The organism is Williamsia sp. Y853, assembly GCF_056786495.1.
The window spans coordinates 1,804,268-1,828,971 of sequence record NZ_JBXCJC010000001.1; the positions used below are offsets into that span (position 1 = coordinate 1,804,268).

Below are 24,704 nucleotides of genomic sequence, written 5' to 3' on the forward strand. Positions count from 1 at the left end.
TCACCACCGACCGTCACCCGTTCACGTGGTAGGACGGCAGCGCACCTTTGGTACCGCCTGCCAGATCGGCGATGGTCAGCAACATCTTTCGGCTCATCACAAAGGAGATCGGTTCCAGGAACGTCGGAGAGAACCCGACCCGGCCGGCGAGTTTGTCGCCGTACGAATAGCGTCCGCGTTCGATCAGCCGACTGCGGCCGTTTCCGGTATCGACGATGTGAAAGGCCCACAGCGACTTTTCGGGTGAACTATCCGTGCCGCCGAACAGAACCAGCGACTTGTTCGGTTCGGCCACCTCCACCCGCAGGCCAGGGGCCTTGACGTGAAGCTTCACCTCGTCGCCGACCATCAGTGACTGGAATTCCGGGAGGATCGCCGTGGTGTTCCGCATGTTGCAGCCGACCAGGTTCTCCAGGCCCTCATAGCTGTAGAACCCGCCGCGGCCCTGTCCGAGCTGCACCAGCCACGGCCAGACCCGCTCGGGAGGTGCAGCGATATCAATCGCGTGGGTGTAGCCCCATTTCGGTTGCGGTACAAGCTCATCGCCGGGATAGGTGGCCGTGATCTCGGTCGCGGTCGCGCCCCAGGTCGTCCGCTGTCTCCGCAGGGGCCGGGCCAGCAGGGCCCCGGCGATGCGAACCGCTCCGTCGACTGAACTCAGGACCATTGCCACTCACGGATCTCGGGCAGATCTTCGAAATGCTCGCGGACGTAATCGTGGTGTCGCTGCAGCTGTTTTTCGCAGTACTCGGCGAGTTCGGCCGTCTTCTCGGGCACTCGCCTGGTGCGTCGCAGAGCTTCGAGCACCAGGTGGTAGCGACTCATCTTGTTGAGCACCACCATGTCGAAAGGTGTTGTGGTGGTGCCCTGTTCGCTGAACCCGCGGACGTGGAACCGATCGGCGTTGGTGCGTCCGTGGAGTTGTTGGTGGACTGCGCGCGGATAGCCGTGGAATGCGAAGACGACGTGGGTGTCGGCGGTGAACAGGTCGATGAATGCCTGCTCGGGCAGACCGTGTGGGTGATCGTTCTGTGGCAGAAGCACCATCAGGTCAACAACATTCACCATTCGGACACGCAGCCACGGCACCCATTCGCGCAGCAGGTGGGCCGCGGCCAGGATCTCTTCGGTGGGTACGTCACCGGCGGCGGCCAGCACGATGTCGGGCTCGTCTTCGGTGCCAACCACCGAAGTCTTCTCGGTACCTGCCCATTCCCAGATCGACGCACCGGCGGCACAGTGCTCGTTGGCTTGCTCGAGTGTCAGGTACTGCGGATGTGACTGCTTGTCGACAACCAGGACGTTCACGTGGTCCTTGCTGCGGAAGCAGTGGTCGGCAACCGACAGCAACGTGTTGGAGTCCGGCGGCAACCAGACCCGGACCACCTCGGGTGAGAGCGGGATGACGGCGTCGATCATTCCCGGGCCCTGGTGGCTGAATCCGTTGTGGTCGTTGCGCCAGCAGGTACTGGTCAGCAGGATGTTCAGCGAGGCGACCGGCTCGCGCCAGGGCAGGGCCACCGCATGCTGCAGCCACTTGGCGTGCTGCACCAGCATCGACACACTGACCATCGCGAACGCCTCATAGGTGGCGAACAGACCGTGCCGTCCGGTCAGCAGATAACCCTCCAGCCAGCCCTGGCAGAGATGTTCGCTGAGAACCTCCATGACCCGGCCTTCGGGGGAGAGCCCGTCGTCGAACTCGGTGCGCGGTAGTTGCCAGCACCGGTCGGTCTCCTCGAAGACGGCCTGCAATCGGTTCGATGCCGTTTCGTCCGGAGAGAACAGCCGGAAGTTGCCACCGTGGTTGGCATCGGAGTTGTCGCGGTAGATGTCACGCATCAGTTCACCGAGCACCCTGGTCGTCTCGTACGACGTGGCGCCGGGGGCATCGATCTGCAGTGCATACGACTCGAGCGGAGGAATCCTCAGCGGGACGAGGTTGCGGCCTCCGTTGGCGTACGGGGTCGCTCCCATCCGCAGGTCGCCCGCGGGTGCGAGTTCTGCGAGTTCGCGCACAAGCGTCCCGTTGTCGTCGAACAGTTCATCCGGGCGGTACTTGCGAAGCCAATCCTCCAGGAGGGCAAGATGTTCGGGATTGTCACGAACCCCGGACAGCGGAACCTGATGACTCCAATGGGTGCCCTCGATCAGTTTGCCGTCGACCGTGTGTGGGCCGGTCCATCCCTTGGGGGTCCGCAGGACGATGGCCGGCCACTTGTTGCCGCTGGGCGCCCCGCCACGGGCGTCGGCCTGAATGTTCGCGATCTCCTCGTGGGCGTCGACCAGTGCCCGGGCGAGGTCGGTGAAGACCTGGCGGGGATGGTGGCCTTCGACGAACACCGGAGCCCAGCCCTGGCCGGACAAATACGCTTCGATGTCGCGGTCGCTGGTCCGGCCGAGCACTGTCGGGGCGGCGATCTTGGCTCCGTTGAGATGAAGGATGGGGAGCACCGCACCATCGCGTACCGGATTCAGGAAGGCCGGGATCTTCCACGACCCGGACAACGGGCCGGTCTCGGCCTCACCGTCGCCGACCACACAGGCGACCACCAGTTCGGGATTGTCGAAGGCCGCGCCTGCGGCGTGGATCAAGGCGTATCCGAGTTCGCCGCCTTCATGGATCGACCCGGGGGTCTGGACGCTGACATGACTGGGGACACCGCCCGGTGTCGAGAACTGCCGACACAGGGCGCGCACACCGGCCGCGTCCGGGGAGACATGCGGGTAGATCTCGCTGTACGTGCCCTCGAGGTACGTCGACGCCACCAGCGCCGGACCGCCGTGTCCGGGCCCGGTGATGTACAGCCAGTTCGACCCGGTGTCCCGGATCCGGCGATTGATCAGCGTGTAGATCAGGGAGAGCCCGGGGCTGGTGCCCCAGTGCCCGAGGAGCCGCGGCTTGATGTGTTCGTTCTTCAGCGGGTCCCGCAATAAGACGTTGTCCTGCAAGTAGATTTGCGCGACGGTCAGGTAGTTGGCAGCGTCCCACCAGCGCAGGTCGAGGTCGAGTTCTGTTTCGGTGTAGTCGGCCAAGGACATGGTGGCACCTCTCTGATACGGACAGTGCTTCTCGATTATCAGCCGCCGCCGCATCGGTTGCAGGATTACCAGTACCCAAATGTCCCAGTGTTCATCCGGAAGTCGCTGCCGATTGCCTCACAAGAGGCCGCCGCTCTCAGCTTTCTGCCACCCTCGGCAAGTAATGTCGAGGCCGTGCACTTGTTCCTCCCGGCGCTGTTGGCGACGCTGTCAGCTTTGCTCGTCGCCAGCGGAACTCTCGTGCGCCAGCGCTCGTCGACCCCCTCTGGTGGCATCACCAAACGGTGGTGGCTGGGAGTGGTGATCGCGGCGGGCGGTTTCGCATTGCAGGCCGCGGCGCTGGGCATGGGATCGCTGCTCTTGGTGCAGCCGCTCATCGTGCTGTCGGTGCTGTTCGCCTTGCCGATGGAGGCCTATCTGGACCATCGACGTCTCAATTTCCACGAGTGGAAATGGGGCATCATCCTGACGGTCTGCGTTGCGGCGTTTGTGGTGATCGCGCAGCCGGAAGCGGGCTTGGGCCACGTGTCGGTGGGTACGCTCGCCGGCACGATCGTGGTGGTGATCGCCGTCCTGGCCGCGTTGGTCGTGACTTCGCGCTTCGTGTCCGCCCATCATCGAGCGCTCCTGCTGGGTTCGGCATCCGGCTTGCTCACCGGCGTGCAGGCGTTTCTGCTCAAAGGTGTGATGACCCAGCTCGAGGATGGTGTTGTCGAAATCCTCGTCCACCCCGAGGTCTATCTGATCCTTTTGGTCGCTTCCGGGTCGGTGGTCACTCAGCAGCTCGCGTTCGCAGCCCATGATCTGCAGACGTCGTTCCCCGCGATGACGGTGTGGGAGCCTGCGGTCGCCATGGCGATGGGTGTACTGATCCTCGGCGAGCGGATCGACGTCAACTGGATCGAAGGCGTTGTGGCCGGAATCGCTCTGGTGACGATGTTGCGGGCGGTCTTTGTGCTGGCGCGTCATGCTGCCGAACGCGAAACCGAGTTCGAAGTCGACCTGATCAAGAAGGTTGCTCCCGCCTCCGGGGGCAGCGCCATGGGTCCACCGGACCACTGAACCGCCCGTAGGTCTGGAACACGTTCACCTCCAGTGGCAAGGTGGGGTGATGGCAGAGACCGAGTACGACGTCGTGGTGATCGGCGGCGGCCCAGCCGGAGAGGTGGCTGCGCAATACGCCATCGCCGGATCCTCACGAACCGCAGTGATCATCGAGCACGAACTCCTCGGCGGCGAATGTTCCTACTGGGCCTGTATGCCCAGCAAAGCGATGCTGCGACCGGTCGCCGTCCACGCCGCCGCCCGCCACCTCGATGGCATCAAGGTCGGCAAGAAGATGCTCCCCGAAGAACTGTTGCGCCGTCGCGACGACTGGGTGAACGACTACGAGGACGAGGGTCAGGTGAAGTGGGCTCATGGGCTCAACATCGACGTCGTCCGGGGTCACGGGATCCTGGTCGGGAAGCGCACGGTCGAGGTCGACAACGGTGGACGCAGCAGGACCATCAAGGCCCGGCAGGCGGTGGTCGTGGCCACCGGGAGTACGCCGATCATCCCGAGTATCTACGCCACCGCGCATCCCTGGACATCCCGCGATGCGACCGGTGTCCGGGATATCCCGGCGTCACTGATAGTGGTCGGCGGCGGTGTGGTCGCCTGTGAATCCGCGACGTGGATGGCCGCGCTCGGTACCAAGGTCACGCTGTTGGCCCGAGGCACGCTACTGGGCAAATCCGAGCCGTTTGCCGGTGAACTGGTTGCGCAGGGATTGACCAACAGCGGCATCGACGTGCGGCTGGGCGCGGAGGTGACCGAGGTGGTCCGTCCGGTCGCGGCCGATACCGGGGTGGGCCGGATTCACGGTGATGCGGTGACGGTGACGGCAGGCAGCGAGTCGATCACGGCCGACGAGATCCTGGTGGCCACCGGAAGGCGTCCCGCACGCGCGGGAATCGGGCTCGATTCGGTCAAGGAAGATGCGTCGTGGCTGTATTGGGTTGGCGATGCCAGTGGCGGTCCGGCGCTGACACATTGGGGTAAATACCAGGCCCGCAATGTCGGTCACGCCATCGCCGCCCACGCCGAGAATCGGGTCCCACCTGCGGCGCCCGTCGACGTACCGGTCCCGCAGGTGGTGTTCACGGATCCGCAGGTGTCGAGCGTCGGGCTGACCGAACGTGAGGCGCTTGCCAAGGGAATCGACGTGAAGCTCGCCGATGTCGACATGTCGTCTGTTGCCGGGTTCGGGTTGTTGCGGGACGACGCCACCGGGCGGGCCCGACTGGTGATCGACCGGAGCGCCGACGTCATCGTCGGGGCCACGTTTGTAGGACCCGAGGTCGACGAACTCGTCCACGCCGCGACCATCGCGATCGTCGGGCGAGTGCCGATTGCAACGCTGTGGCACGCGGTGCCGTCATATCCCTCGGTGAGTGAGGTCTGGCTGCGGCTACTGGAGTCGCTCGACTGACTCCGTTGGATTCACACGCTGACCGCGAACCAGCCCTCGGCCTTCTCGATGGAGGTGTCCAGGGGTTGTGGCGTCACGGTTTCGTTGCCGTCACGGCTGAAGGGTCCGTCGCCGAGTAATGCCACACCGGTGCAGGTGAATGTGCCGGTGATCGTCTCGTCGTCAAAACCGGTCAGGGTGACATCGCAGCCGGTGTGCATGCTGTCGGCGAAGTAGCCGCCGTCGACCTGCAGACCCATGAAGGCGTCTTCGAACTGGTGGGGATCCTTGCTGGGCAGATTGCCGTCGGTCTCGCCGTCGATGGTGATCAGGATGCCGGCCGATGGGTCACCGAGCCGGATCTCGATCTCCTTGTCGGTGGCGTCGTATTCGCCTGCGCTCGAATCGGTTTCGACGGTGATGCACTGCGTGGTCCCGTCGGACAATGTCACCGAATATGCCGCTGTGCCGGTGGTGTATTCGACTGATGATGTCGGTACCGCGAGGCGATCGGCGGGTGCGGCAACACCGCACCCGGTTGCGATCCTGTTCGTCGCTTCGGTCGTGGTCGATTGGGCGACGGGGGCGCCGTCTTCAGAGCTGTCCGAACAGGCGGTGAGCAGGCCCAGGCCAAGGGCGCCCACGCCGAGTGCAGTGGCCAGACGGCGTGCAGATCGGTTGGCGGACACGAGGGTTCTCCTTGAACGATGTGCGGATCGATCAAGAACGTAACGCCCGCAGGGCGACTGCGGCCAGCAGATGAATTCGTTTGAATGTCAGCGGTCTACAGCATGGTCCCCGGATTGAGGATGCCGAGGGGATCGAGGGTGTCCTTGATGCGCCGGGTCAGTTCGATGACGTCGTCGCCCAATTGATCGGGTAGCCAACCTTTTTTGAGCCTGCCGACACCGTGTTCGCCGGTGATGGTGCCGCCAAGCGCAATTGCCAGATCCATGACCTCTCCGAATGCGGCATTGGCCCTTGCGGTCTCGTCGGCGTCGGTGGGATCGTGCACGATCAGCGGATGGGTGTTGCCGTCGCCTGCGTGTGCGATCACGGAGATGAGCACCCGGCGGTTGGCGGCGATCGCCTCGATACCGTCGATCAGGTCGGGCAGTTTGTGCAGCGGTACGCCCACGTCCTCGAGGAGCAGTTGTCCGATCTTTTCGATGGCGGGGATCGCAAATCGGCGGGCGGCGGTGAATGCCTCACCCTCGTCGGGGTCGGTGGTGGAGAACACCTCGGTGGCCCCGCAGTCGGTGAAGGCCTGTTCCATGACGGCGACCTCGGCGGCCGCAGCGGCACCGGGTGCGTCGGACTGGGCGACCAACAGTGCTCCGGCGCTGCGGTCGAGCCCCATATGAAGGTGGTCCTCGACGGCGTTGATCGCCACCTTGTCCATGAACTCGAGCATCGCCGGGCGGATGGTCGAGGTGATGGCCAGCACCGCCTTCGACGCGGCATGAACCGATTCGAACGATGCCACCACCGTGGATGCCGGCGGTTGCGGCGGCAACAGTCGCAGGGTGACCTCGGTGATGATGCCCAAGGTGCCCTCGCTGCCGACGAACAGCTTGGTCAGCGACAGCCCGGCGGTGTCCTTCAGTCGCGGTCCACCGAGACGGACCGCGCGCCCGTCGGCCAGGACCACTTCGAGTCCGAGGACGTAGTCGCCGGTGACTCCGTATTTCACGCAGCACAGGCCACCGGCGTTGGTGGCGGCATTTCCGCCGATGGAGCAGATCTCGAACGAGGACGGGTCCGGCGGATACCAGAGTCCGTGTTCTTTGGCCGCGGCTTTCACCTCGGCGTTGAGCAGGCCGGGCCTGCAGACCGCGGTCCGGGTCACCGGGTCGATGGTGATGTCGCGCATCTTCTCGGTGGTCAGCACGATGCCGCCGGACAGTGCCGTGGCGCCGCCGGACAGGCCGGTACCGGCGCCGCGGGGGATCACCGGGATCTGATGCTCCGCGCACCAGCGGACGGTCGCCTGGACGTCGGCGGTGCTGGTCGCCCGGACCACAGCGATGGGGGTGCCCGCATCGGGATCGAGGGCCCGGTCTTGCCGGTAGCCTGCGACGATGTCCGGATCGGTGACCACCACGCCCGCGGGCAATGCGGCTACCAGCTCTGCCATCACTGTTGTTGTCGACATGTTCGCAGCGTAATCGGCGACGCCGGACGCGGGGTGGAGAGAAGCGCTCGACCTATTGGGCGGAGACGAAGCGCAGCAGAGCTCGACCTATTGGGCGGAGACGAAGCGCAGCGGAGCTCGACCTATTATGAACTGACGACTTTGCTGATGCCCTCGGCCCATTCTTTGGCCTGCACCCTCGCGGCAACCTTCGACGACATGTCGTGACGTCCGTGCTCGCCGACCTGGCTCGCGCCGAGTTCGGTCAGCTTCTCGGCGATGATCTCGCCGCCGCGGTTGAAGGTCGCGTCGTAGACGCTGTCGCCGAGTCCGAATACGGCGAAACGCAGTCCGCCCAGCTCGGGCTTTTCCTCGTCGAGGCCTTCGGCGAATGGTTCGGCACCGGTCGGGAGCTCACCCTCGCCGTAGGTGCTGCAGACAACGACGAGGAAGTCGTCGGTGTCGAGATCTTCGACGGCGAAGTCGCTCATGTCGTACATCGAGACATCGTGTTGTTTGGCCAGGACGTCGGAGATCGCATCGGAAACGAGTTCCGCCGTGCCGGTCTCACTGCCGTACAGGATCACAACAGACATGTACATCTCTTTCTACGAGGATGAGGGCCGACCGAGGTTACCCTAACGGCCGGTCTTTTCGACCATCGGGCAAGCCGTACCCAGTCCGTGATGCTAGCGAATCCGATCCGGTGGTCATAGACAACCCGTAATGCTCGGTAGCCTGGGGGGATGAAACCCGACGCTGGCCAGCAGCCCGAGAATGCCCGTGACCCGAAGGGTCACAAAACCGGACTGTGGCGCGAGGCCGACGCGCGAAAGGGTGATTTCATCGGCAGTTACCACAACGGTCGTCGAGAAGGATTGTGGCGGCACTACTTTCGTGACGGCACAGTCCGCTCGGAGTCGAACTATCGTTTCGGCATCCTCCACGGCGAGAGCGTCTGGTATCGAGAAAACGGAGGTCTGCTGCAAAAGGGGACCTTTGTCGACGGTGAGAAGACCGGCCTCTGGGAGCGGTGGAGTCCCGAGGGGAACCTCATCGATCGTGGACATCGAGAGGACGGCAAGAAGACGGGGGAGTGGCAATACTTCGCCGCGGACGGATCGGTGGAGCGCACCACTGTCCATCGGCCCCATTCTGGCTGAACCGGACCGCAAGAAAATCGCCTGACATCGCATTCTGTGATGATTAGGCTCGTAGATGGACCCCACATGAAGGGATATGGCATGGCTGCCGATTCAGAAACCAAACGTAAGTTCCGCGAGGCCCTCGATCGCAAGAATCAGAAGGGGAAATTGGCGGAAGATCACAAGGACGCCGGCTCGAAAGCCGGTGGTCAGCACGGTGCAGAGGGTGGCCCGCACCAGTTCCGCCGCAAGACCGGGTAGTCCTTGCGCAGGTCATCTACGAACCCTCGCATTACTAGGAAGTCCTAGTATATAGTGATCGAGACAACACGTTCGTAGATGACTTGTGAGGACCCCATGACCAGGCAAATCGAACACTTTGTGGACGGCGTCCGCACCGCTGGAACCAGCGGCCGCACCGCTGATGTGCTGAACCCGAGCACCGGCAAGGTGCAGGCCACCGTACCGATGGCAAACCAGGCTGACATCGATGCCGCAGTCGCAGGCGCGGTCGAGGCGCAGAAGGTGTGGGCTGCGTGGAATCCGCAGCGTCGCGCTCGCGTGATGATGCGATTCGTTGCCTTGATCAACGAGAACATCGAAGAGCTTGCCGAGTTGCTGTCCATCGAGCACGGCAAGACCGTCCCCGACGCCAAGGGCGACATTCAGCGCGGCGTCGAGGTCATCGAGTTCGCCATCGGCATCCCGCACCTGATCAAGGGTGAGTTCACCGAAGGTGCCGGCACCGGCATTGATGTCCACTCGATCCGCCAGCCCCTCGGAGTGGTCGCAGGCATCACGCCGTTCAACTTCCCGGCCATGATCCCGCTGTGGAAGGCAGGCCCCGCGCTTGCCTGTGGCAACGCGTTCATCCTCAAGCCCAGCGAGCGCGACCCGTCGGTGCCGGTTCGTCTGGCCGAGTTGTTCCTCGAAGCCGGTCTGCCTGCCGGTGTCTTCCAGGTCATCCATGGCGACAAAGAAGCCGTCGACGGTCTGCTGCACCACAAGGACGTCCAGGCATTCGGCTTCGTCGGCAGCTCCGATATCGCGCAGTACATCTACTCCATTGCAGCGGCCAACGGTAAGCGCGCACAGTGTTTCGGTGGCGCCAAGAACCACATGATCATCCTTCCCGACGCCGATCTCGATCAGGTTGTCGATGCGCTGATCGGTGCCGGCTACGGCAGTGCAGGCGAACGTTGCATGGCTATCTCGGTTGCCGTTCCGGTCGGAGAGGCCACAGCAAATCGTCTGCGCGAGAAGCTGATCGACAAGGTCAACGCGCTGCGCGTCGGCCACAGCCACGACATCAAGGCCGACTACGGCCCACTGATCACCAAGGCCGCCCTCGAGCGCGTCAAGGACTACATCCAGCAGGGTGTGGACGCCGGCGCCGAGCTGGTCATCGACGGCCGCGAGCGCGCTGCCAACGACCTGACCTACAACGGTGAGAGCCTCGAAGAGGGCTACTTCATCGGACCCACCCTCTTCGATCACGTGAAGAAGGATCAGACGATCTACACCGACGAGATCTTCGGCCCCGTCGTCTGCATCGTCCGTGCTGCCGATTACGAAGAGGCACTGGCACTTCCGACCGACCACGAGTACGGAAACGGTGTCGCAATCTTCACCCAGGACGGCGACGCCGCACGCGACTTCACCTCGCGGGTTCAGGTGGGCATGGTCGGCGTGAACGTGCCGATCCCGGTGCCGGTGGCCTACCACACCTTCGGTGGTTGGAAGCGTTCCGGATTCGGTGACCTCAACCAGCACGGAACCGCGTCGATCAACTTCTACACCAAGGTCAAGACCATCACGACCCGGTGGCCGTCGGGCATCAAGGATGGCGCCGAGTTCGTCATCCCGACCATGGACTGAGGCTTTTCGATGTCAGTTGAGACCTTTTCGCCGTTTGATCTGAATGCGGATGACAAGGTCATCGTCGACACCGCGGCGGCCTTCGCGCGCAAGCGGTTGGCGCCCAGCGCCCTCGACTGGGATGAGCGCAAGCACTTCCCGGCCGCAGAACTTCGTGAAGCCGCCGAGCTCGGTATGGCCGGGATCTACACCAGCGAGGATGTGGGAGGAAGCGGACTACGTCGTCTCGACGGTGTCCGGATCTTCGAGGAGTTGGCCAAGGCCGATCCGACCACCGCCGCGTTTCTGTCGATCCACAACATGTGTACCTGGATGGTCGATTCCTACGGCACCGAATCCCAGCGCCAGACTTGGGCGTCGAAGATGGCGTCGATGGAAGCCATCGCGAGCTATTGCCTCACCGAGCCGTCCGCGGGAAGTGACGCTGCGGCGTTGCGTACCAAGGCGGTTCGGGACGGCGACCATTACATCCTCGACGGGGTGAAGCAGTTCATCTCCGGCGGTGGTGTCTCCGACGTGTACATCATCATGGCGCGTACCGGTGCCGAAGGGCCGCGTGGCATCTCGACGTTCATCGTGCCGTCGGACACCCCCGGGCTGTCCTTCGGTGTCAACGAGCAGAAGATGGGCTGGAACGCGCAGCCCACCGCGCAGGTCATCATGGAGGGTGCCCGGGTGCCTGCCACCAATCTTCTCGGCGAAGAAGAGGGCAAAGGCTTCGGGATCGCCATGAACGGCCTGAACGGCGGCCGCATCAACATCGCGGCATGCTCGCTCGGTGGCGCACAGGCGGCGTACAACAAGGCGATCACGTATGTCTCGGATCGAGAAGCCTTCGGCGGCAAGCTGATCAACGAGCCGACCATCCGGTTCACGCTCGCCGACATGGCAACCTCGCTCGAGACGTCGCGGCTGATCCTCTGGAAGGCCGCCGCCGCACTCGACGCGGGCCATCCGGACAAGGTCGAACTGTGCGCGATGGCCAAGCGCTACGTCACCGACACCTGCTTCGACGTCGCCGACCAGGCGCTGCAGTTGCACGGTGGTTATGGGTACCTGAAGGAATACGGTCTGGAGAAAATCGTCCGCGATCTCCGGGTGAACCGAATACTGGAAGGCACCAACGAGATCATGCGGGTTGTGATCGGCCGGGCAGAGGCCGACAAGTCGACAAAGGGGCAATATCTATGAGCACCATCGCGTTTCTGGGCCTGGGTCACATGGGTGGACCCATGGCCAAGAACCTGGTCAAGGCCGGACACACCGTGCACGGATTCGATCCGTCGCCCGAGGCGTCCGCGGCCGCAACGGCCAACGGCATCGAGGTGTTCGCCGGTGGGATCGAAGCAGTGGCAGACGCCGACGTCGTGATCACGATGCTGCCGCACGGCAAGGCCGTCGTCGACTGCTACTCGCAGATCCTTCCCGGAACCAAAACCGGTGCGCTGCTCATCGATTCCTCGACGATCTCGGTCGAGGAGGCACGCAAGGTGCATCAGCAGGCGGCCGACCACGGCTTTGCCCAGCTCGACGCCCCCGTCTCCGGCGGTGTAAAGGGTGCCGATGCCGGCACCCTGGCCTTCATGGTCGGTGGCAGCGACGAGGCCTTCGTCGCTGCGCAGAGCATTCTGGATCCGATGGCAGGCAAGGTGATCCACTGTGGTGGATCGGGTGCGGGTCAGGCGGCGAAGGTCTGCAACAACATGGTGCTCGCGGTGCAACAGATCGCGATCGGTGAGGCATTCGTGCTCGCCGAGAAGCTGGGCCTGGAAGCTCAGGCACTCTTCGACGTGATCACCGGTGCCACCGGTAACTGCTGGGCGGTCCATACGAATTGTCCAGTGCCCGGACCGGTTTCGACATCGCCTGCGAACAACGACTTCAAGCCGGGGTTCGCCACCGCACTGATGAACAAGGATCTCGGCCTGGCCATGGCCGCGGTCGAGTCGACCGGTGCGATCGCCCCGCTCGGCGAGCACGCCGCGACGCTCTACGCCGACTACGCACAGGAGAACGGCGCCAAGGACTTCAGCGCCATCATCGAAACCCTGCGCTGATCGACGTCGGACCACCACTTCGCTCACTGAACTCACGCCCGCGCAGTCTGCATTGCAGGCCGCGCGGATGTGAGAACAGTGAGCGGAGTTGTTTGTATCGGCGCCGATATTGGTAGAGCGGCCTGCCACTGGTAAAGAGATAGGTAACCAGTCCAGGTGCGAGGAGAAACCGATGACGCCCGCCAATGCCCAGAAGTTCTACATCGACGGTCAGTGGGTCGATCCCGTCGGGGCAGCGACGCTCGACGTCGTCGATCCGGCAACGGAGCGCAGTATCGCCACCATCGCGCTCGGTGATGAAAAAGACGTCGAACGGGCCGTTGCCGCGGCCCGATCGGCCTTCGACGGATTTGCCGCCACCACCCGCGACGAGCGAATTGCGTTGCTGGAACGGGTGATCGAAGTGTACAAGTCGCGGCTCGCTGATCTGGCTGCCGCGGTGAGCGCGGAAATGGGTGCACCGGCGAAATTGGCCGCTGCCGCCCAGGCGCCGTCCGGGCTCGGACATCTGAAGGCCACGCTCCGGGCGCTACGGGACTACGAGTTCGAAGAGAAGCTCGGTTCGACCACTGTTGTCTACGAACCGGTTGGCGTCTGCGCCTTCATCACCCCGTGGAACTGGCCGTTGAACCAGATCGTGGCGAAGGTGGCACCGGCGCTGGCGACGGGCTGCACCATGGTTCTCAAGCCGTCGGAGATCGCTCCGCTGAACGCTCTGGTATTTGCCGAGATCATGCATGAGGCAGGCGTGCCTCCGGGTGTGTTCAACCTGGTCAACGGTGATGGTCCGACGGTGGGCGCGGCCCTGTCGTCGCATCCCGAGGTCGACATGGTCTCGTTCACCGGTTCGACCCGCGCCGGTATCGAGGTCGCCAAGAACGCCGCACCGACGGTCAAGCGGGTGGCGCAGGAACTCGGTGGCAAGTCGGCCAACATCGTCGTCGACGACGACGCGTTCGCCGGGGCCGTGGCACGCGACGTCGCCGCGATGGTGGTGAACTCGGGGCAGTCCTGCAACGCCGGCTCACGCATTCTGGTGCCGGCATCGCGGATGGACGAGGCTGCAGAGATCGCCAGGGCGACGGCGGCAACGATCGTGGTCGGCGCACCCGATGGTGCCGATACCGTTATCGGGCCGGTGGTTTCGAAAGCGCAGTTCGACAAGATCCAGCGGTTGATCCAAACCGGCATCGACGAGGGCGCGACGGTGGTGACCGGTGGCCCGGGCCGCCCGGAGGGCATCGAGGTGGGCTACTTCGTCAGGCCCACGGTGTTCGCCGACGTCACCAATGACATGACCATCGCCCGCGAAGAGATCTTCGGTCCGGTGATGACACTCATCGGCTACCAGGACGAGGACGACGCCGTCCGCATCGCCAACGACTCGAATTATGGTCTGGGCGGGCTGGTTTCATCGGCCGACCCGCAACGGGCCCGCCGCATCGCGCGCCGCATGCGGACCGGCACGGTGCACGTCAACGGGGCCCCGCTGGATCGCAGCGCCCCGTTCGGTGGCTACAAGCAGTCGGGCAACGGCCGCGAGTTCGGCAAGTTCGGGATCGAGGAGTTCCTCGAGGCGAAGGCAATCTTCGGCGACAACGACTGAGTGATACCGAATTCACTCCGGCGGCATCGGTTCTCAGATGTCGCCGGAGTGCTTGCGTACCGCGTTGATCGACTTGACCAGTGAATTGGCCTGGGACTCGGTCATTCCGACGTCGCCGAAGACGTCGCTGTTGAGCGCGAGGGTGGCTTCTTCCACCGTCTCGCGCCCGGAATCGGTGATCTCGACGAGTGTGGTGCGACGGTCCGTCGGGTGCGGTACGCGGCGGACCATGCCGGCCTCCTCGAGGCGGCGGATCGCGTGGGTCACCGAGGTCACGTGCACCTGGAGTCGGTCGCTGGCCTTGGTGATCGGTAGCGCGCCTCGCCTGCTGAATGCCAGCAGTCGTAGGAGTTCGAACCTGGAGAAGCTCAGCCCCCAGGGCTTGAGTACCGATTCGACCCGGGCGAGCAGGATCTGATGGACGCGCATCACCGATGTCACGGCCTGCATGCCGACTGCAACGTCACCCCATCCGGCCGCCTCCCAGTTTCGGCGAGCCTCGGCGATGGGGTCGTCGTCTGGGAAGTCGCTCGGCATCCTCCTATTCAACAGCAGCGGCAGCGCGCGTCCCGGTAGGTCCCGACCCCAATGTCGACACCGGTTTATGTGACAGTGAGCATTGACACATTGTGGGGTGGCGCATAGCGTCGGGTTCAGCGAACACAACGCCACCAGGAGGCCCGATGTCAGCCCCATCCCGATCCCGTTCCGCATCACCGAAGGCCGAGGTGTCCGGCGGCCGTGAGGCGATCGCCGCGAGATTGCTCAGCGGTTCGGTCAAGCGGTCGTATTCACCGATCGTCGACCTCGACTGGGACGCCCCACTCGATCCGGACAAGTACTTCTTGCCGCCGCGGGTGTGCAGTTTGTACGGCACCGAGTTGTGGACGGGCCTGTCCGAGGAGCAGCGGATCGAGGTGTCCCGCCAAGAACTCGCCAACATCCTCTCGATCGGTATCTGGTTCGAGAATCTGCTCAACCGGTCTCTGCTGCAACGACTTCTCAAGCAGGATCCGGCGTCGTCGGTCAGCCACTACGCCCTGACCGAGATGGGCGACGAATGCCGTCACATGGTGATGTTCGGGCGCGCCATCGAACGCAGCGGCGCGCGGGCCTACGGCTTGGCGGGGTGGGAGCGAATGATCATGCTGGCGCTCCCGTTCGGATTGCGGGGCTCGATGATGTGGGTTGCCGCGCTGGTCGGTGAGGAGATCTTCGATGCGCTGCAGCGCGAGATGCTCGACGATCCCGAGCTGCAGCCGCTGGTCTCCCGGCTGATGCGGATCCACGTCACCGAAGAGTCTCGGCACATCGGGTTCGCCAGGGACGGCATCGTCCGTCGTCGCAGTACCCGCGGGCGCTGGGAGACCTTTCTGGCCGCGAACCTGCACGGACTGGCCGCGCTGCGATTCAAATACCTCTTCACCAATCCGGCCATGTACGCCCGGGCGGGTCTGGACAAGCACGAGGCCACCCGCGTCGCCCGCAGCAATCCGAACTTTCACCAGATGCAGCTGCTCGGGTTCGCCGATCTCGCGCAGTTCCTCGAGGACAACGGTCTGATGACCCGGTTCTCGCGCGGGGCGTGGCGCAAGGCGGGCTTCCTCGAATGAGCCGGTTACGCGTGGGTCTGGTCGGATCGGGACCGGCCATGTCGGCGATGGTTGCGCGATTGCGCAGATCGCCCATCGACGTCGAGTTCTCGACTGTGGCGGCGGTCGGGGAGTTCGACGCCACCAGCGACCTCTGGGACAACGACGGACGCAGCCGGATCCTGATCGCCTCGGACGCTGCGCCCGACGACAACTACCTCGGAGTCGTCAGCAGTCGGCAGCCCAACCTTTTTCACGTCGATGCTCCTGCGGTCGACTACATCGGTGCGGCCATCGACGAACTCGTCTTGTCCGGCTCGACCCGGGTGCAGGTGCGGATACCGATCGAACGGTCATGGCTCGGGTACGTCCGCGCCAACGGCGGTGAGCGCAAACGCGCCCGTGAGCTCAAGCGGTTCGATGCCTCCGACCATGACTTCAGCTCTGCCGAGATCCGGGACGAGGGCGTCTACGACGGACCGGCTTCCATCGGTCACGAAGAGGATCAGGTCACTTCCCGGATCCGGGTCCAGGGTTACGTCGATCCCCTCGACGGCCAGTACCACTGGGCCGGAATCGCCTTCGGTGACGAGGTCCGCGCGCTCAAGGATGCGAAGGTCGCCGCGGTGGAGGTCGTGGTCGGCGATGGCGAACCGGTACCGGCCCGCCTCACGGAGATCACCCCGTGGGGGACCGTACGGATCACCGGTGTCGGAGCACCGCCCTATCCGCTCGACGACGCCGAGCTTCTGGTCCGAGGCGCACAGCCTGGTTCGCAGTTGATTCCTGCGCCGAGCAATTCTCCGTAGACTGGGCACCGTGCGACCGCCGAGGTCGCGCCAGGTCGAGGAGGAACCATGGCCAAAGAAATCGACAGAGACCGTACCCGGGCGGTCAAACAGACCGTCTCCGCCCATCCCGGCATGGTGTTGTTCGCTCTGGCCCCGGCGGTGATCGTCTTCGGTGTCCTGTGGCTCATCACCAATTTCTGGATTGCCCTGATCGTCGGTGTGGTCGCCGGCGGCGCCGCCTTGTGGAAGCTCCTCAGCAATTGATGTCCCGACACTGATGTCAGGCGCGCAACCCAGCACCAGGGTCGACAGCTGGATCTGGTCGGTACGGCTGACCAAGACCCGATCCGCCGCTGCCACCGCCTGTCGCGGTGGGCACGTCAAGGTCAACGGAACCCCGGCCAAGCCTGCGCAACATGTGGCGATCGGCGACGAGGTCCGGATCCGGGCTGCCGGCCGCGACCGCATCGTGGAGGTCGCCCGAGTCGTCTCCAAGCGAGTTGGCCCACCCGTTGCGGTGGAGTGTTTCATCGACCGCAGCCCACCTCCTCCTCCCAAGGAACTGCTCGCCGCGCTCCCGTTGCGCGATCGCGGCAGCGGTCGTCCCACCAAACGTGAACGGCGCGAGACGGACCGGCTGCTCGGCCGACCAGATGTCAGCTGATCAGTCGGCCGCAGGCGGGCACTTCTCTACACTGCAATCTGTGATGACCTCGGCGCGCAAGAATCGGATCGGGGCGGTGATGGCGGCGGCGTTCGCGGCGATGCTCATGGTGGTGGGTTGCTCCGATGACAGCTCCGCCGACACCGACCGGACAACCAAGGCGGACGCACCCAGCGGCAAGGCCGGGGAGGGTCCGTTCTTCGGTGAATGTGGTGGCGTCACCACCGAGGACGTCACTGCGGTCTCCAAGATCGGTGGCCTGACGAACACGATCAACAATCCATCGGTCTGCGAATGGGTCACCGCGCAGGATCAACTCGGTCCGCAGTTGTCGTTCAACTGGTACCGCGGCAGCCCGATCGGCCGCGAACGCGCCACCATCCAGCTCTCCCGAGACGTGGTCGAGGACATCACGATCGACGGCCACACCGGCTTCATCGGCTCGAGTGAGGGTATCTGCGAGATCGGTATCGACTTCGGCGCCGATTTCTTCGAGTGGTCGGTCACCTACGGCCTGGCCTCACCGGGTCAGGCCTACCCGAGCCGTGCCGAGATCTGCGAAGTGGCCAAAACGCTTGCCACCCAATCCGTCGAGAACGCCAAATGACGGGCCGCCGAAAGACGGGCCGCCCCAGCGGGGTTCGTCGCCGTGTCGCCGGGCCGGCCCTGCTGGCCGTGCTGGCCACTGTCGCCCTGCTGGCGGGCTGTACCCGGGCGGTCGACGGGGATGCCACCGCGATCGGTGGAGGTAGCGGCACCGCCGACGGAAACGTCGACACCGACGACTACAAACGCCTGCTCTACGAGTGCGAGATCATCGCCCCGGAATCCATCGCGAACGCGGTCGGCGGCACGGTCGCCGAACCGGGCTTCTATGGTGCGATCTGCCGATGGACGGTCAACGGCCCGGTCGTCACCGAGGTCACGTTCAACTGGTTCGAGTGGGGCGACATCGAGGTCGAGAAGTCGACGGCCAAACAACTCGGCTACACCACCGAGAACGTCAAGGTCGCCAGCGTCACGGCCTTCACACAGGTCAACCCGGCCCGTCCGGCGTCGTGTGGGATCACCGCCAGGGCGCCCGGCGGCGGGATCTACACCTGGTTCGTCGAACCGCGCAGCACGACACCGATCGGAGATCCCTGCGCGGCACCGACCAAGCTGATGGAGATACTGCTCGGCGGCGGACAGTGACGGGCCTCGAACGATAGATCAGACGGGGCGTTTGGTGATGGTGACGGTCGCTGCCACCTTGTCGCCGTCGATCATCCACATCTGGAGCTGATCGGCCTCACGCCGGCGCCGGATCGTCACCGTTGCTCCGGGTTGGATCGCGCGCAGGTATTCGATGACGACGCGATGTGGGCCCTTGACGAGGTCCTCGTGGTCGAGGACTTCATCTTCGACAACGGCGAAGTATGCGGCGTTGTTCAGATGCTTGAACGGATCGAAGTCGGTGGCCCGGAGAACATGCGGGCGGTCGGCCTCAGACGGCTCGGGCGCGGTGGCGGTGTTCATCGTCTTCCAACGCAGTCGATGTTCGTCGGTCGACCGGCTCAGCAATTCGAACGCCTCGTCGGTCAGCCGTGAGGGCAGACCCTGATCGTTGACGTTGATCCAGAACGCCTCGGTCTCGATGAGTCCGTCTTCGCGAGGCTCCGGGTTGAACCGATTGGTCTCGTGGGTCGAGGTCACCCGGACCCGCATGTTGGTCCAGCGGGTCGACAGCGCGCCGCACCAGCGCTCGAGTTTCACCTCTGCAGGCCAGGAGATCGGGCGGATCACGTCGATCACCGTGCGACGGACGATCCAGAACGGATCGGTGGTGTGGAAGTCGGTCGCCTCGAGGTTGTCGTTGGCGATGTCCTGGAGGTAGCGGGTCAGTCCGTCGAATCGCAGGCGCATGTACTGGTCGACGTCACCCGTGCGGACCCGGTAGTTCGATTCGAAGTGGCGGGCGCCTTCCTTGAGATCTGGCAGCTCGAGGGGGTGCAGTGCGGCGTCGATCGGCGAATCCGGCATATCGGGTCCTCTCGTTTTCCGCGGTGGCAAGCGGGTGTCGCGAAGGTCCGCACCAGGATCGCAGCATATGGGCTTCTCGTAATCGGGCGGGTGGCATTACCTTTGTGGGACCGGCGTAACAAAAAGTGTCGAATGATGACCTCCGACACGTCTACTCGGCCGCGGGGACTCAGCCATAACTCCTCGTCGCGGCCTGGTAGTTGGACGCCGGGCAAATTCAGGGTAAAAATTGGAACAGGTTCCATTTTTGGAACGAAGAGAGTAGTCGAGGTAGGGGCCGTATGGCACACGTGATCACGCAGCCTTGTTGCAACGATGCCAGTTGCATCAGCGTATGTCCGGTGAACTGCATTCACCCGACGCCGGATGAGCCGGAGTTCGCCAGCGCGGAGATGTTGTACATCGATCCGGATACATGCATCGACTGTGGTGCATGCATCGACGAGTGCCCGGTGGAAGCGATCTTCCCGGACGATGCGCTCGACGAAGGCCAGGAGCGTTACCTCCAGATCAACGCGGACTACTACACCGACCACGACGTGTCGGGTGGTCTGGTCGCACCGCGCAAGAAGCCGCCGCTACCTGCTGACAAAGAACTCCACGTTGCGATCGTCGGCGCCGGGCCCGCTGCCTTCTATGCGGCCGAGGAACTGGTTCGGCACAGCTCGATCCGCGTCGACATGTTCGACCGCCTCCCGACCCCGTACGGCCTGGTGCGGGCCGGTGTCGCTCCGGATCATCCGTCGACCAAGGGCGTGGAGAAGACGTTCGCGTCCACCGCTGCCAAGCGGACGTTCGAGTACTTCCTGAATGTCGAGGTCGGCAAGCACCTCGACCACGGTGACCTGACCGACCACTACGGCGCCGTCATCTACGCCCATGGTGCGTCGACCGACAAGCACCTGGGTATCGACGGTGAGGATCTGTCCGGCAGCATTGCCGCGACCGATTTCGTTGCTTGGTACAACGGGCACCCCGATTACACCGACAAAGACTTCGACCTGTCGGCGCAGCGTGTGGTCGTGGTCGGCAACGGCAACGTCGCCCTCGACGTGGCCAGGATCCTGCTGGACAGCCCAGACAAGCTCGCCAAGACCGACATCGCCGATCACGCCCTCGAGAAGCTGCGGAGCAGCAATGTCTCGGAGGTCGTCCTGCTCGGCAGGCGCGGTGTGGCCCAGGGCGCGTACACCAACTCGGAGTTCCTCGCGATGGGCGACATCCCCGGTGTCGACGTGATCGTCGACCCCGAAGAGCTCGTGCTCGATGCGGCGAACCAGGCCGCGCGAGACGCCGGGACCCTCGACTCGACGATCGCCACCAAGGTGCGGATCGCCGAGGAGTTCGCCGCGCGCGTGCCCACCGAGGGCAACAAGCGGGTGGTGTTCCGCTTCCTGGTGTCGCCGCTGGCGATCAAGGGTTCGGGTGAGGGCGTCGAAACGGTCCGTTGTGCTCGCAACGAGTTCATGAACGCCCCGGATGAGTCCGCGGACAACTCCGGCGATTCACCACGGCCGGCATCGAGCCGGGTTGCGATCAGGCCGACGGGTGAAGAGTTCGATCTGCCTGCCGGCGTGGTGATGCGGGCGATCGGTTACACCGGTCTGCCTTTGCAGGGTGTGCCGTTCGACGGTGGTCAGGGCGTGGTGCCCAACACCGGAGGGCGTGTGCTCGAGACACCCGGCGGTGAACGGCTCGAGGGCGTGTACGTCACCGGCTGGATCAAGCGCGGGGCCACCGGCGGTATCGGCATGAACCGGTTGTGTGGTCAGGAGACCGCACTCGCGGTCATCGCGGACTTCACGGAGGGCAAGCTCTCCGACCCGGTGAAGTCGCGTGAGGAGATCCCCGCTCTCATCGCGGAGCGCGGCGCCGACCGGATCGATGGCGCCGGCTGGAAGAAGATCGATCTCGCCGAACGCACCGCGGGCAAAGCGGCGGGACGACGGCGGATCAAGCTCGTCAGCATCGAGGCCATGGAGGCTGCCGCCAAGGCCTAGGCACCCGAAATGGGGCCGGCCGGGTGAATCCGGCCGGCCTCGGCAGTGTTCTGCCGAACCAGCAAGGCACGTTCTGGACGGATACGGTTACGGCCACCAGGCCCGGTACGAAAGGTCACAATGCGCGTAGCACTGCTGTCTTACCGAAGTAAGCCTCATTGTGGTGGACAGGGCGTGTACGTGCGTCACCTGTCGCGGGAACTGGCGCTGCTGGGACATCAGGTCGAGGTGTTCTCCGGCCAGCCGTATCCCGATCTGGACGACAAGGCGATCGCCGCGGGTGTCACGCTCACGAAGGTGCCCAGCCTGGATCTCTACAACGACGAGAATCCGTTCCGGACGCCGTGGCCGTGGGAGATCAAGAGCTGGATCGACGCCCTCGAGGTACTGACGATGTGGACCGCGGGATTCCCGGAGCCACTGACGTTCAGCCTGCGCGCCGCGCGGCTCCTGCGGAACCGGACCGAAGATTTCGACGTCGTCCACGACAACCAATGCCTGGGCTACGGACTGTTGCAGATCGAGCGCGACGGGTTACCGGTCCTGGCGACCATCCACCACCCGATCACGCGGGACCGGGAACTCGCGGTGAAGGCGGCGAAGGGGTGGCGCAAGATCACCGCGCGACGCTGGCACGGCTTCCTGGCCATGCAGGGCCGGGTGGCCCGTCGGATACCGCGCCTGCTGACGGTGTCGCGCAGCAGCGAGGTCGACATCCGCAAGGCCTTCGGCATCCCCGAAGGTCGCCTGACAACGATCCCGCTCGGCGTCGACACCGAACAATTCCGGCCAGGGGCGCAGCGGGTGCCGGGCCGCATCGTGTGTGTCGCCAGCGCGGACGCCCCACTCAAGGGTGTGTCGTATCTGCTCGAAGCGGTGGCGAAGTTGCGCGCCGAACGGAATGTGGAGCTCAAGCTGGTGTCGAAGTTGGTGCCCGGCGGACCGTCTGACACCCGGATCGACGAGCTCTCGATCCGAGATTCGGTCGAGGTCGTCTCGGGCCTGGACGACGACGAGCTCGCGGCGTTGCTGGCCTCGGCCGAAGTCGCCTGTGTGCCGTCACTCTACGAGGGCTTCTCGTTGCCCGCGGTCGAGGCGATGAGCTGCGGGACACCGTTGGTGGCAACGCGCGCCGGTGCCATCCCCGAGGTCGTCGGGGAGGCGCAGGAAGCGGCGCTGTTGGTGCCACCGATGGATTCGGGTGCATTGGCAACGGCTCTGGGGTCGCTGCTCGGTGACAAGGAGTTGCGGGATCGACTCGGCGCAGGTGGTCGCGCCCGGGTCGAGGACCGGTACAGCTGGTCGGCCGTCGCCGCCAAGACCGCACAGAACTACCAGCTCGCGATCGACGAGTTCAATCAATCAGAAACGTTCGGGCACTAGGGGGCAGAGTTGTTAACCGTTGATTTTGATCGACTCGGAGTTGGCGCGGGGTGCAAGGCGATCGACATCGGGGCCGGGCAGGGACGGCACTCGTTCGAGATGTTCCGGCGTGGTGCCGACGTGATCGCATTCGATCAATCGGAAAGCGACATGGCCGCGGTCGCGGAGATGTTCGACGCGATGATCGCGGAGGGGCAGGTTCCGGCCTCGTCCAAGGCCCGCGCCGAAGTCGGTGACGCACTGCGACTTCCGTACGCCGACGGTGAGTTCGATGTGGTCCTGATGTCGGAGATCCTCGAACACATCCCGGACGACACCGACGCCATCGCGGAGATGGCGCGCATCCTGAAGCCCGGGGGGCTGGCTGCGGTGACGGTCCCGCGGTACTGGCCGGAAAAGGTCTGCTGGGCTTTCTCGGACGAGTATCACGCCAACGAGGGTGGGCACATCCGGATCTACAAGGCGTCCGAACTGGCAGCCAAATTGCGCAATGCCGGACTCGAGGTGACCGGAACGGGACATGCGCACGCACTGCATGCGCCATATTGGTGGCTCAAATGTGCAGTGGGCGTGGAGAAGAACGACAACCCGCTGGTGAAGGCCTACCACAAGCTGCTGGTGTGGGACATGATGAGCGCGCCGAAACTGACGCGGGTTGGCGAGCAGATCCTCAACCCGGTGATCGGCAAGAGCGTGATCTTGTATCTGCAGAAGCCCGCAATTGGGTCGAGCTCCGCCTCCGGCCCCGGGTCGGCCTGATCCATGGCCGACCTGCCGAACCTGACGGACGCGCCGAACACTGTTGAACTGCCGAACAACCTCGACCTGCCGAACCTCGCCGGGATCCTCACGGTCGACGAGTGGCTGGCGACCGGCCGGGCCATCGCGGCGATGCAAGAGCCGACCGGCGCGTTGCCGTGGTTCCCGGGTGGACAGACCGACCCGTGGGACCATATCGAGTCGGCAATGGCGTTGTCCGCCACCGGATTGATCGCGGAGGCGGAGGCGGCCTACGAGTGGTCCCGGCGGCTGCAGCGCGAAGACGGTTCATGGCCGATCCGGTTGGTGGTGGGGGAGGTGACCGACGCCAACACCGACAGCAACTTCTGCGCGTACATCGCCGTCGGTGTCTGGCATCACTACCTGATCACCGGGGACATCCGATTCCTGGAGAAGATGTGGCCGACGGTGTCGTCGGCGATCGACCTGGTTGCCGAGTTCCAGGCACCGGGCGGGGAGTTCTATTGGGGCGCAACCCATCCCTTACCGCCGCAGACCGGTGCCCACGAGGGGATGTACCACAGCGCGCTGATCACCGGGAACGCCAGCATTCATCAGGGGCTGGGGTGCGCGATCCTGATCGGCAACGAGTTGGGCAGGCCGGTCGGTGATTGGGAAACCGCACTGCTGGCCCTGGGTCACGCGCTGCGTAGTCATCCGGAACTGTTCGAACCCAAGCCCGAATACTCGATGGACTGGTACTACCCGGTGCTCGGCGGCGCGATCCGTGGTCGCGCCGGACAAGAACTGATCGCCGCACGGTGGCACGATTTCGTGGTCACCGACCTGGGCATCCGATGCGTGGATCACCGGCCGTGGGTGACCGGCGCCGAGACCTGTGAACTGGTGCTGGCCCTGGATGCGTTGGGCGACACCGCCGATGCCACGCTGCTGCTCGGTGACATGCAGCATCTACGCGACCCCGACGGCTCGTACTGGACCGGGCTGGTGTTCGCCGACGGCAAGCGCTGGCCGGTCGAGAAGAGTTGCTGGACGTCGGCTGCGGTGGTGCTCGCTGCAGATGCGCTCAGTCGCACCACCGCAGGCAACGGCATCTTCCGGGACGCCGATCAGGTGGCGGCTCGTATCCGGGTCACCGGTTCGGACGGATGTGGTTGCGCCACTGCGTGACCGGGTTCGGCTATCCGCGGCGCGGTG

General features: G+C 64.5%; 25 protein-coding genes. 18 read left to right on the plus strand and 7 right to left on the minus strand.

Annotated elements, in window-relative coordinates; translation table 11 throughout:
- Nucleotides 1-13 precede the first annotated feature (13 nt).
- Complete coding sequence (locus tag AC1TPF_RS08370; protein WP_482143462.1) at nucleotides 14-667, minus strand: SRPBCC family protein; 654 nt, start codon at nucleotides 665-667, stop codon at nucleotides 14-16.
- The gene (locus AC1TPF_RS08375; protein WP_482143464.1) at nucleotides 658-3,042 is read right to left on the minus strand and encodes a phosphoketolase family protein; all 2,385 of its coding nucleotides are present in this window, start codon (nucleotides 3,040-3,042) and stop codon (nucleotides 658-660) included. The genes AC1TPF_RS08370 and AC1TPF_RS08375 overlap by 10 nt, the downstream gene beginning before the upstream one ends.
- A 174-nt stretch (nucleotides 3,043-3,216) precedes the next feature.
- Between AC1TPF_RS08375 and AC1TPF_RS08380 the strand changes: the two genes are divergently transcribed.
- Together AC1TPF_RS08380 and AC1TPF_RS08385 are read left to right on the plus strand one after the other, a co-directional pair.
- The gene (locus AC1TPF_RS08380) at nucleotides 3,217-4,104 is read left to right on the plus strand and encodes a DMT family transporter (protein ID WP_482143465.1); all 888 of its coding nucleotides are present in this window, start codon (nucleotides 3,217-3,219) and stop codon (nucleotides 4,102-4,104) included.
- Nucleotides 4,105-4,153: 49 nt separating this feature from the next.
- Complete coding sequence (locus AC1TPF_RS08385; protein WP_482143467.1) at nucleotides 4,154-5,515, plus strand: dihydrolipoyl dehydrogenase family protein; 1,362 nt, start codon at nucleotides 4,154-4,156, stop codon at nucleotides 5,513-5,515.
- An 11-nt stretch (nucleotides 5,516-5,526) separates the two neighbouring features.
- Here the strand turns inward: AC1TPF_RS08385 and AC1TPF_RS08390 are convergent, their stop codons facing one another.
- From AC1TPF_RS08390 to AC1TPF_RS08400, 3 genes are all read right to left on the minus strand, one after another.
- Entirely contained in the window at nucleotides 5,527-6,183 is a 657-nt protein-coding gene (locus tag AC1TPF_RS08390; RefSeq protein ID WP_482143468.1) for a hypothetical protein, read from the minus strand.
- A 95-nt stretch (nucleotides 6,184-6,278) separates the two neighbouring features.
- Nucleotides 6,279-7,649, minus strand: a complete 1,371-nt coding sequence (locus tag AC1TPF_RS08395) for an FAD-binding oxidoreductase (protein WP_482135578.1) — start codon at nucleotides 7,647-7,649, stop codon at nucleotides 6,279-6,281.
- Between the two features lie 125 nt (nucleotides 7,650-7,774).
- Nucleotides 7,775-8,224 carry a flavodoxin domain-containing protein gene (locus AC1TPF_RS08400; RefSeq protein WP_482143470.1) on the minus strand — a complete coding sequence of 150 codons (450 nt, stop codon included), beginning with the start codon at nucleotides 8,222-8,224 and terminating at the stop codon, nucleotides 7,775-7,777.
- A 150-nt stretch (nucleotides 8,225-8,374) separates the two neighbouring features.
- Between AC1TPF_RS08400 and AC1TPF_RS08405 the strand changes: the two genes are divergently transcribed.
- The 6 genes from AC1TPF_RS08405 to AC1TPF_RS08430 all read left to right on the plus strand — a co-directional run bounded on the left by AC1TPF_RS08405 (nucleotide 8,375) and on the right by AC1TPF_RS08430 (nucleotide 14,314).
- Nucleotides 8,375-8,791 carry a toxin-antitoxin system YwqK family antitoxin gene (locus AC1TPF_RS08405; RefSeq protein WP_482135576.1) on the plus strand — a complete coding sequence of 139 codons (417 nt, stop codon included), beginning with the start codon at nucleotides 8,375-8,377 and terminating at the stop codon, nucleotides 8,789-8,791.
- Nucleotides 8,792-8,857: 66 nt separating this feature from the next.
- On the plus strand, nucleotides 8,858-9,034 hold the full coding sequence (locus AC1TPF_RS08410; RefSeq protein ID WP_482135575.1) for a DUF5302 domain-containing protein: 177 nt from the start codon (nucleotides 8,858-8,860) through the stop codon (nucleotides 9,032-9,034).
- 96 nt (nucleotides 9,035-9,130) lie between these two features.
- Complete coding sequence (locus AC1TPF_RS08415; RefSeq protein WP_482143471.1) at nucleotides 9,131-10,651, plus strand: CoA-acylating methylmalonate-semialdehyde dehydrogenase; 1,521 nt, start codon at nucleotides 9,131-9,133, stop codon at nucleotides 10,649-10,651.
- Nucleotides 10,652-10,660: 9 nt separating this feature from the next.
- Nucleotides 10,661-11,842: an acyl-CoA dehydrogenase family protein gene (locus tag AC1TPF_RS08420; RefSeq protein ID WP_482143473.1), complete on the plus strand. Its 1,182-nt coding sequence runs from the start codon at nucleotides 10,661-10,663 to the stop codon at nucleotides 11,840-11,842.
- A complete protein-coding gene (gene mmsB / locus AC1TPF_RS08425; protein WP_482143475.1) occupies nucleotides 11,839-12,708 on the plus strand; it encodes a 3-hydroxyisobutyrate dehydrogenase in 870 nt (289 codons plus the stop codon). Before AC1TPF_RS08420 ends, mmsB begins: the two co-directional genes overlap by 4 nt.
- A 172-nt stretch (nucleotides 12,709-12,880) precedes the next feature.
- Complete coding sequence (locus AC1TPF_RS08430; RefSeq protein WP_482143476.1) at nucleotides 12,881-14,314, plus strand: aldehyde dehydrogenase family protein; 1,434 nt, start codon at nucleotides 12,881-12,883, stop codon at nucleotides 14,312-14,314.
- 33 nt (nucleotides 14,315-14,347) lie between these two features.
- Here AC1TPF_RS08430 and AC1TPF_RS08435 read toward each other — a convergent pair whose 3' ends face one another.
- Nucleotides 14,348-14,851 carry a MarR family winged helix-turn-helix transcriptional regulator gene (locus AC1TPF_RS08435; protein WP_482135570.1) on the minus strand — a complete coding sequence of 168 codons (504 nt, stop codon included), beginning with the start codon at nucleotides 14,849-14,851 and terminating at the stop codon, nucleotides 14,348-14,350.
- 146 nt (nucleotides 14,852-14,997) lie between these two features.
- On the opposite strand from AC1TPF_RS08435, the gene AC1TPF_RS08440 reads away from it, so the two are divergent.
- Genes AC1TPF_RS08440 through AC1TPF_RS08465 form a run of 6 tightly spaced genes read left to right on the plus strand, consistent with a single transcriptional unit; the run spans nucleotide 14,998 to nucleotide 18,555 of the window.
- Nucleotides 14,998-15,927 carry an AurF N-oxygenase family protein gene (locus AC1TPF_RS08440; RefSeq protein ID WP_482143478.1) on the plus strand — a complete coding sequence of 310 codons (930 nt, stop codon included), beginning with the start codon at nucleotides 14,998-15,000 and terminating at the stop codon, nucleotides 15,925-15,927.
- Nucleotides 15,924-16,715 carry a DUF4873 domain-containing protein gene (locus AC1TPF_RS08445; protein ID WP_482143480.1) on the plus strand — a complete coding sequence of 264 codons (792 nt, stop codon included), beginning with the start codon at nucleotides 15,924-15,926 and terminating at the stop codon, nucleotides 16,713-16,715. Before AC1TPF_RS08440 ends, AC1TPF_RS08445 begins: the two co-directional genes overlap by 4 nt.
- 48 nt (nucleotides 16,716-16,763) lie before the next feature.
- Nucleotides 16,764-16,961, plus strand: a complete 198-nt coding sequence (locus AC1TPF_RS08450) for a hypothetical protein (protein ID WP_482135567.1) — start codon at nucleotides 16,764-16,766, stop codon at nucleotides 16,959-16,961.
- Nucleotides 16,962-16,974: 13 nt separating this feature from the next.
- Nucleotides 16,975-17,361, plus strand: a complete 387-nt coding sequence (locus AC1TPF_RS08455) for an RNA-binding S4 domain-containing protein (RefSeq protein ID WP_482143481.1) — start codon at nucleotides 16,975-16,977, stop codon at nucleotides 17,359-17,361.
- Nucleotides 17,362-17,404: 43 nt separating this feature from the next.
- The gene (locus tag AC1TPF_RS08460; protein WP_482137248.1) at nucleotides 17,405-17,968 is read left to right on the plus strand and encodes a DUF3558 domain-containing protein; all 564 of its coding nucleotides are present in this window, start codon (nucleotides 17,405-17,407) and stop codon (nucleotides 17,966-17,968) included.
- Nucleotides 17,965-18,555: a DUF3558 domain-containing protein gene (locus AC1TPF_RS08465; protein ID WP_482135565.1), complete on the plus strand. Its 591-nt coding sequence runs from the start codon at nucleotides 17,965-17,967 to the stop codon at nucleotides 18,553-18,555. Before AC1TPF_RS08460 ends, AC1TPF_RS08465 begins: the two co-directional genes overlap by 4 nt.
- Before the next feature lie 18 nt (nucleotides 18,556-18,573).
- On the opposite strand, the gene AC1TPF_RS08470 is transcribed toward AC1TPF_RS08465, so the two are convergent.
- Nucleotides 18,574-19,383 carry an acyl-[acyl-carrier-protein] thioesterase gene (locus AC1TPF_RS08470; protein ID WP_482143482.1) on the minus strand — a complete coding sequence of 270 codons (810 nt, stop codon included), beginning with the start codon at nucleotides 19,381-19,383 and terminating at the stop codon, nucleotides 18,574-18,576.
- A 281-nt stretch (nucleotides 19,384-19,664) separates the two neighbouring features.
- Between AC1TPF_RS08470 and AC1TPF_RS08475 the strand changes: the two genes are divergently transcribed.
- The 4 genes from AC1TPF_RS08475 (at nucleotide 19,665) to AC1TPF_RS08490 (ending at nucleotide 24,677) form a co-directional block, all read left to right on the plus strand.
- Nucleotides 19,665-21,383, plus strand: coding sequence for an FAD-dependent oxidoreductase (locus tag AC1TPF_RS08475; RefSeq protein WP_482143483.1), 1,719 nt, complete (start codon nucleotides 19,665-19,667; stop codon nucleotides 21,381-21,383).
- 120 nt (nucleotides 21,384-21,503) lie between these two features.
- A complete protein-coding gene (locus AC1TPF_RS08480; protein WP_482143485.1) occupies nucleotides 21,504-22,766 on the plus strand; it encodes a glycosyltransferase family 4 protein in 1,263 nt (420 codons plus the stop codon).
- A gap of 9 nt (nucleotides 22,767-22,775) precedes the next feature.
- Nucleotides 22,776-23,525, plus strand: coding sequence for a class I SAM-dependent methyltransferase (locus AC1TPF_RS08485; protein ID WP_482143487.1), 750 nt, complete (start codon nucleotides 22,776-22,778; stop codon nucleotides 23,523-23,525).
- A gap of 3 nt (nucleotides 23,526-23,528) precedes the next feature.
- On the plus strand, nucleotides 23,529-24,677 hold the full coding sequence (locus tag AC1TPF_RS08490) for a prenyltransferase (protein ID WP_482143488.1): 1,149 nt from the start codon (nucleotides 23,529-23,531) through the stop codon (nucleotides 24,675-24,677).
- Nucleotides 24,678-24,704: the final 27 nt, after the last annotated feature.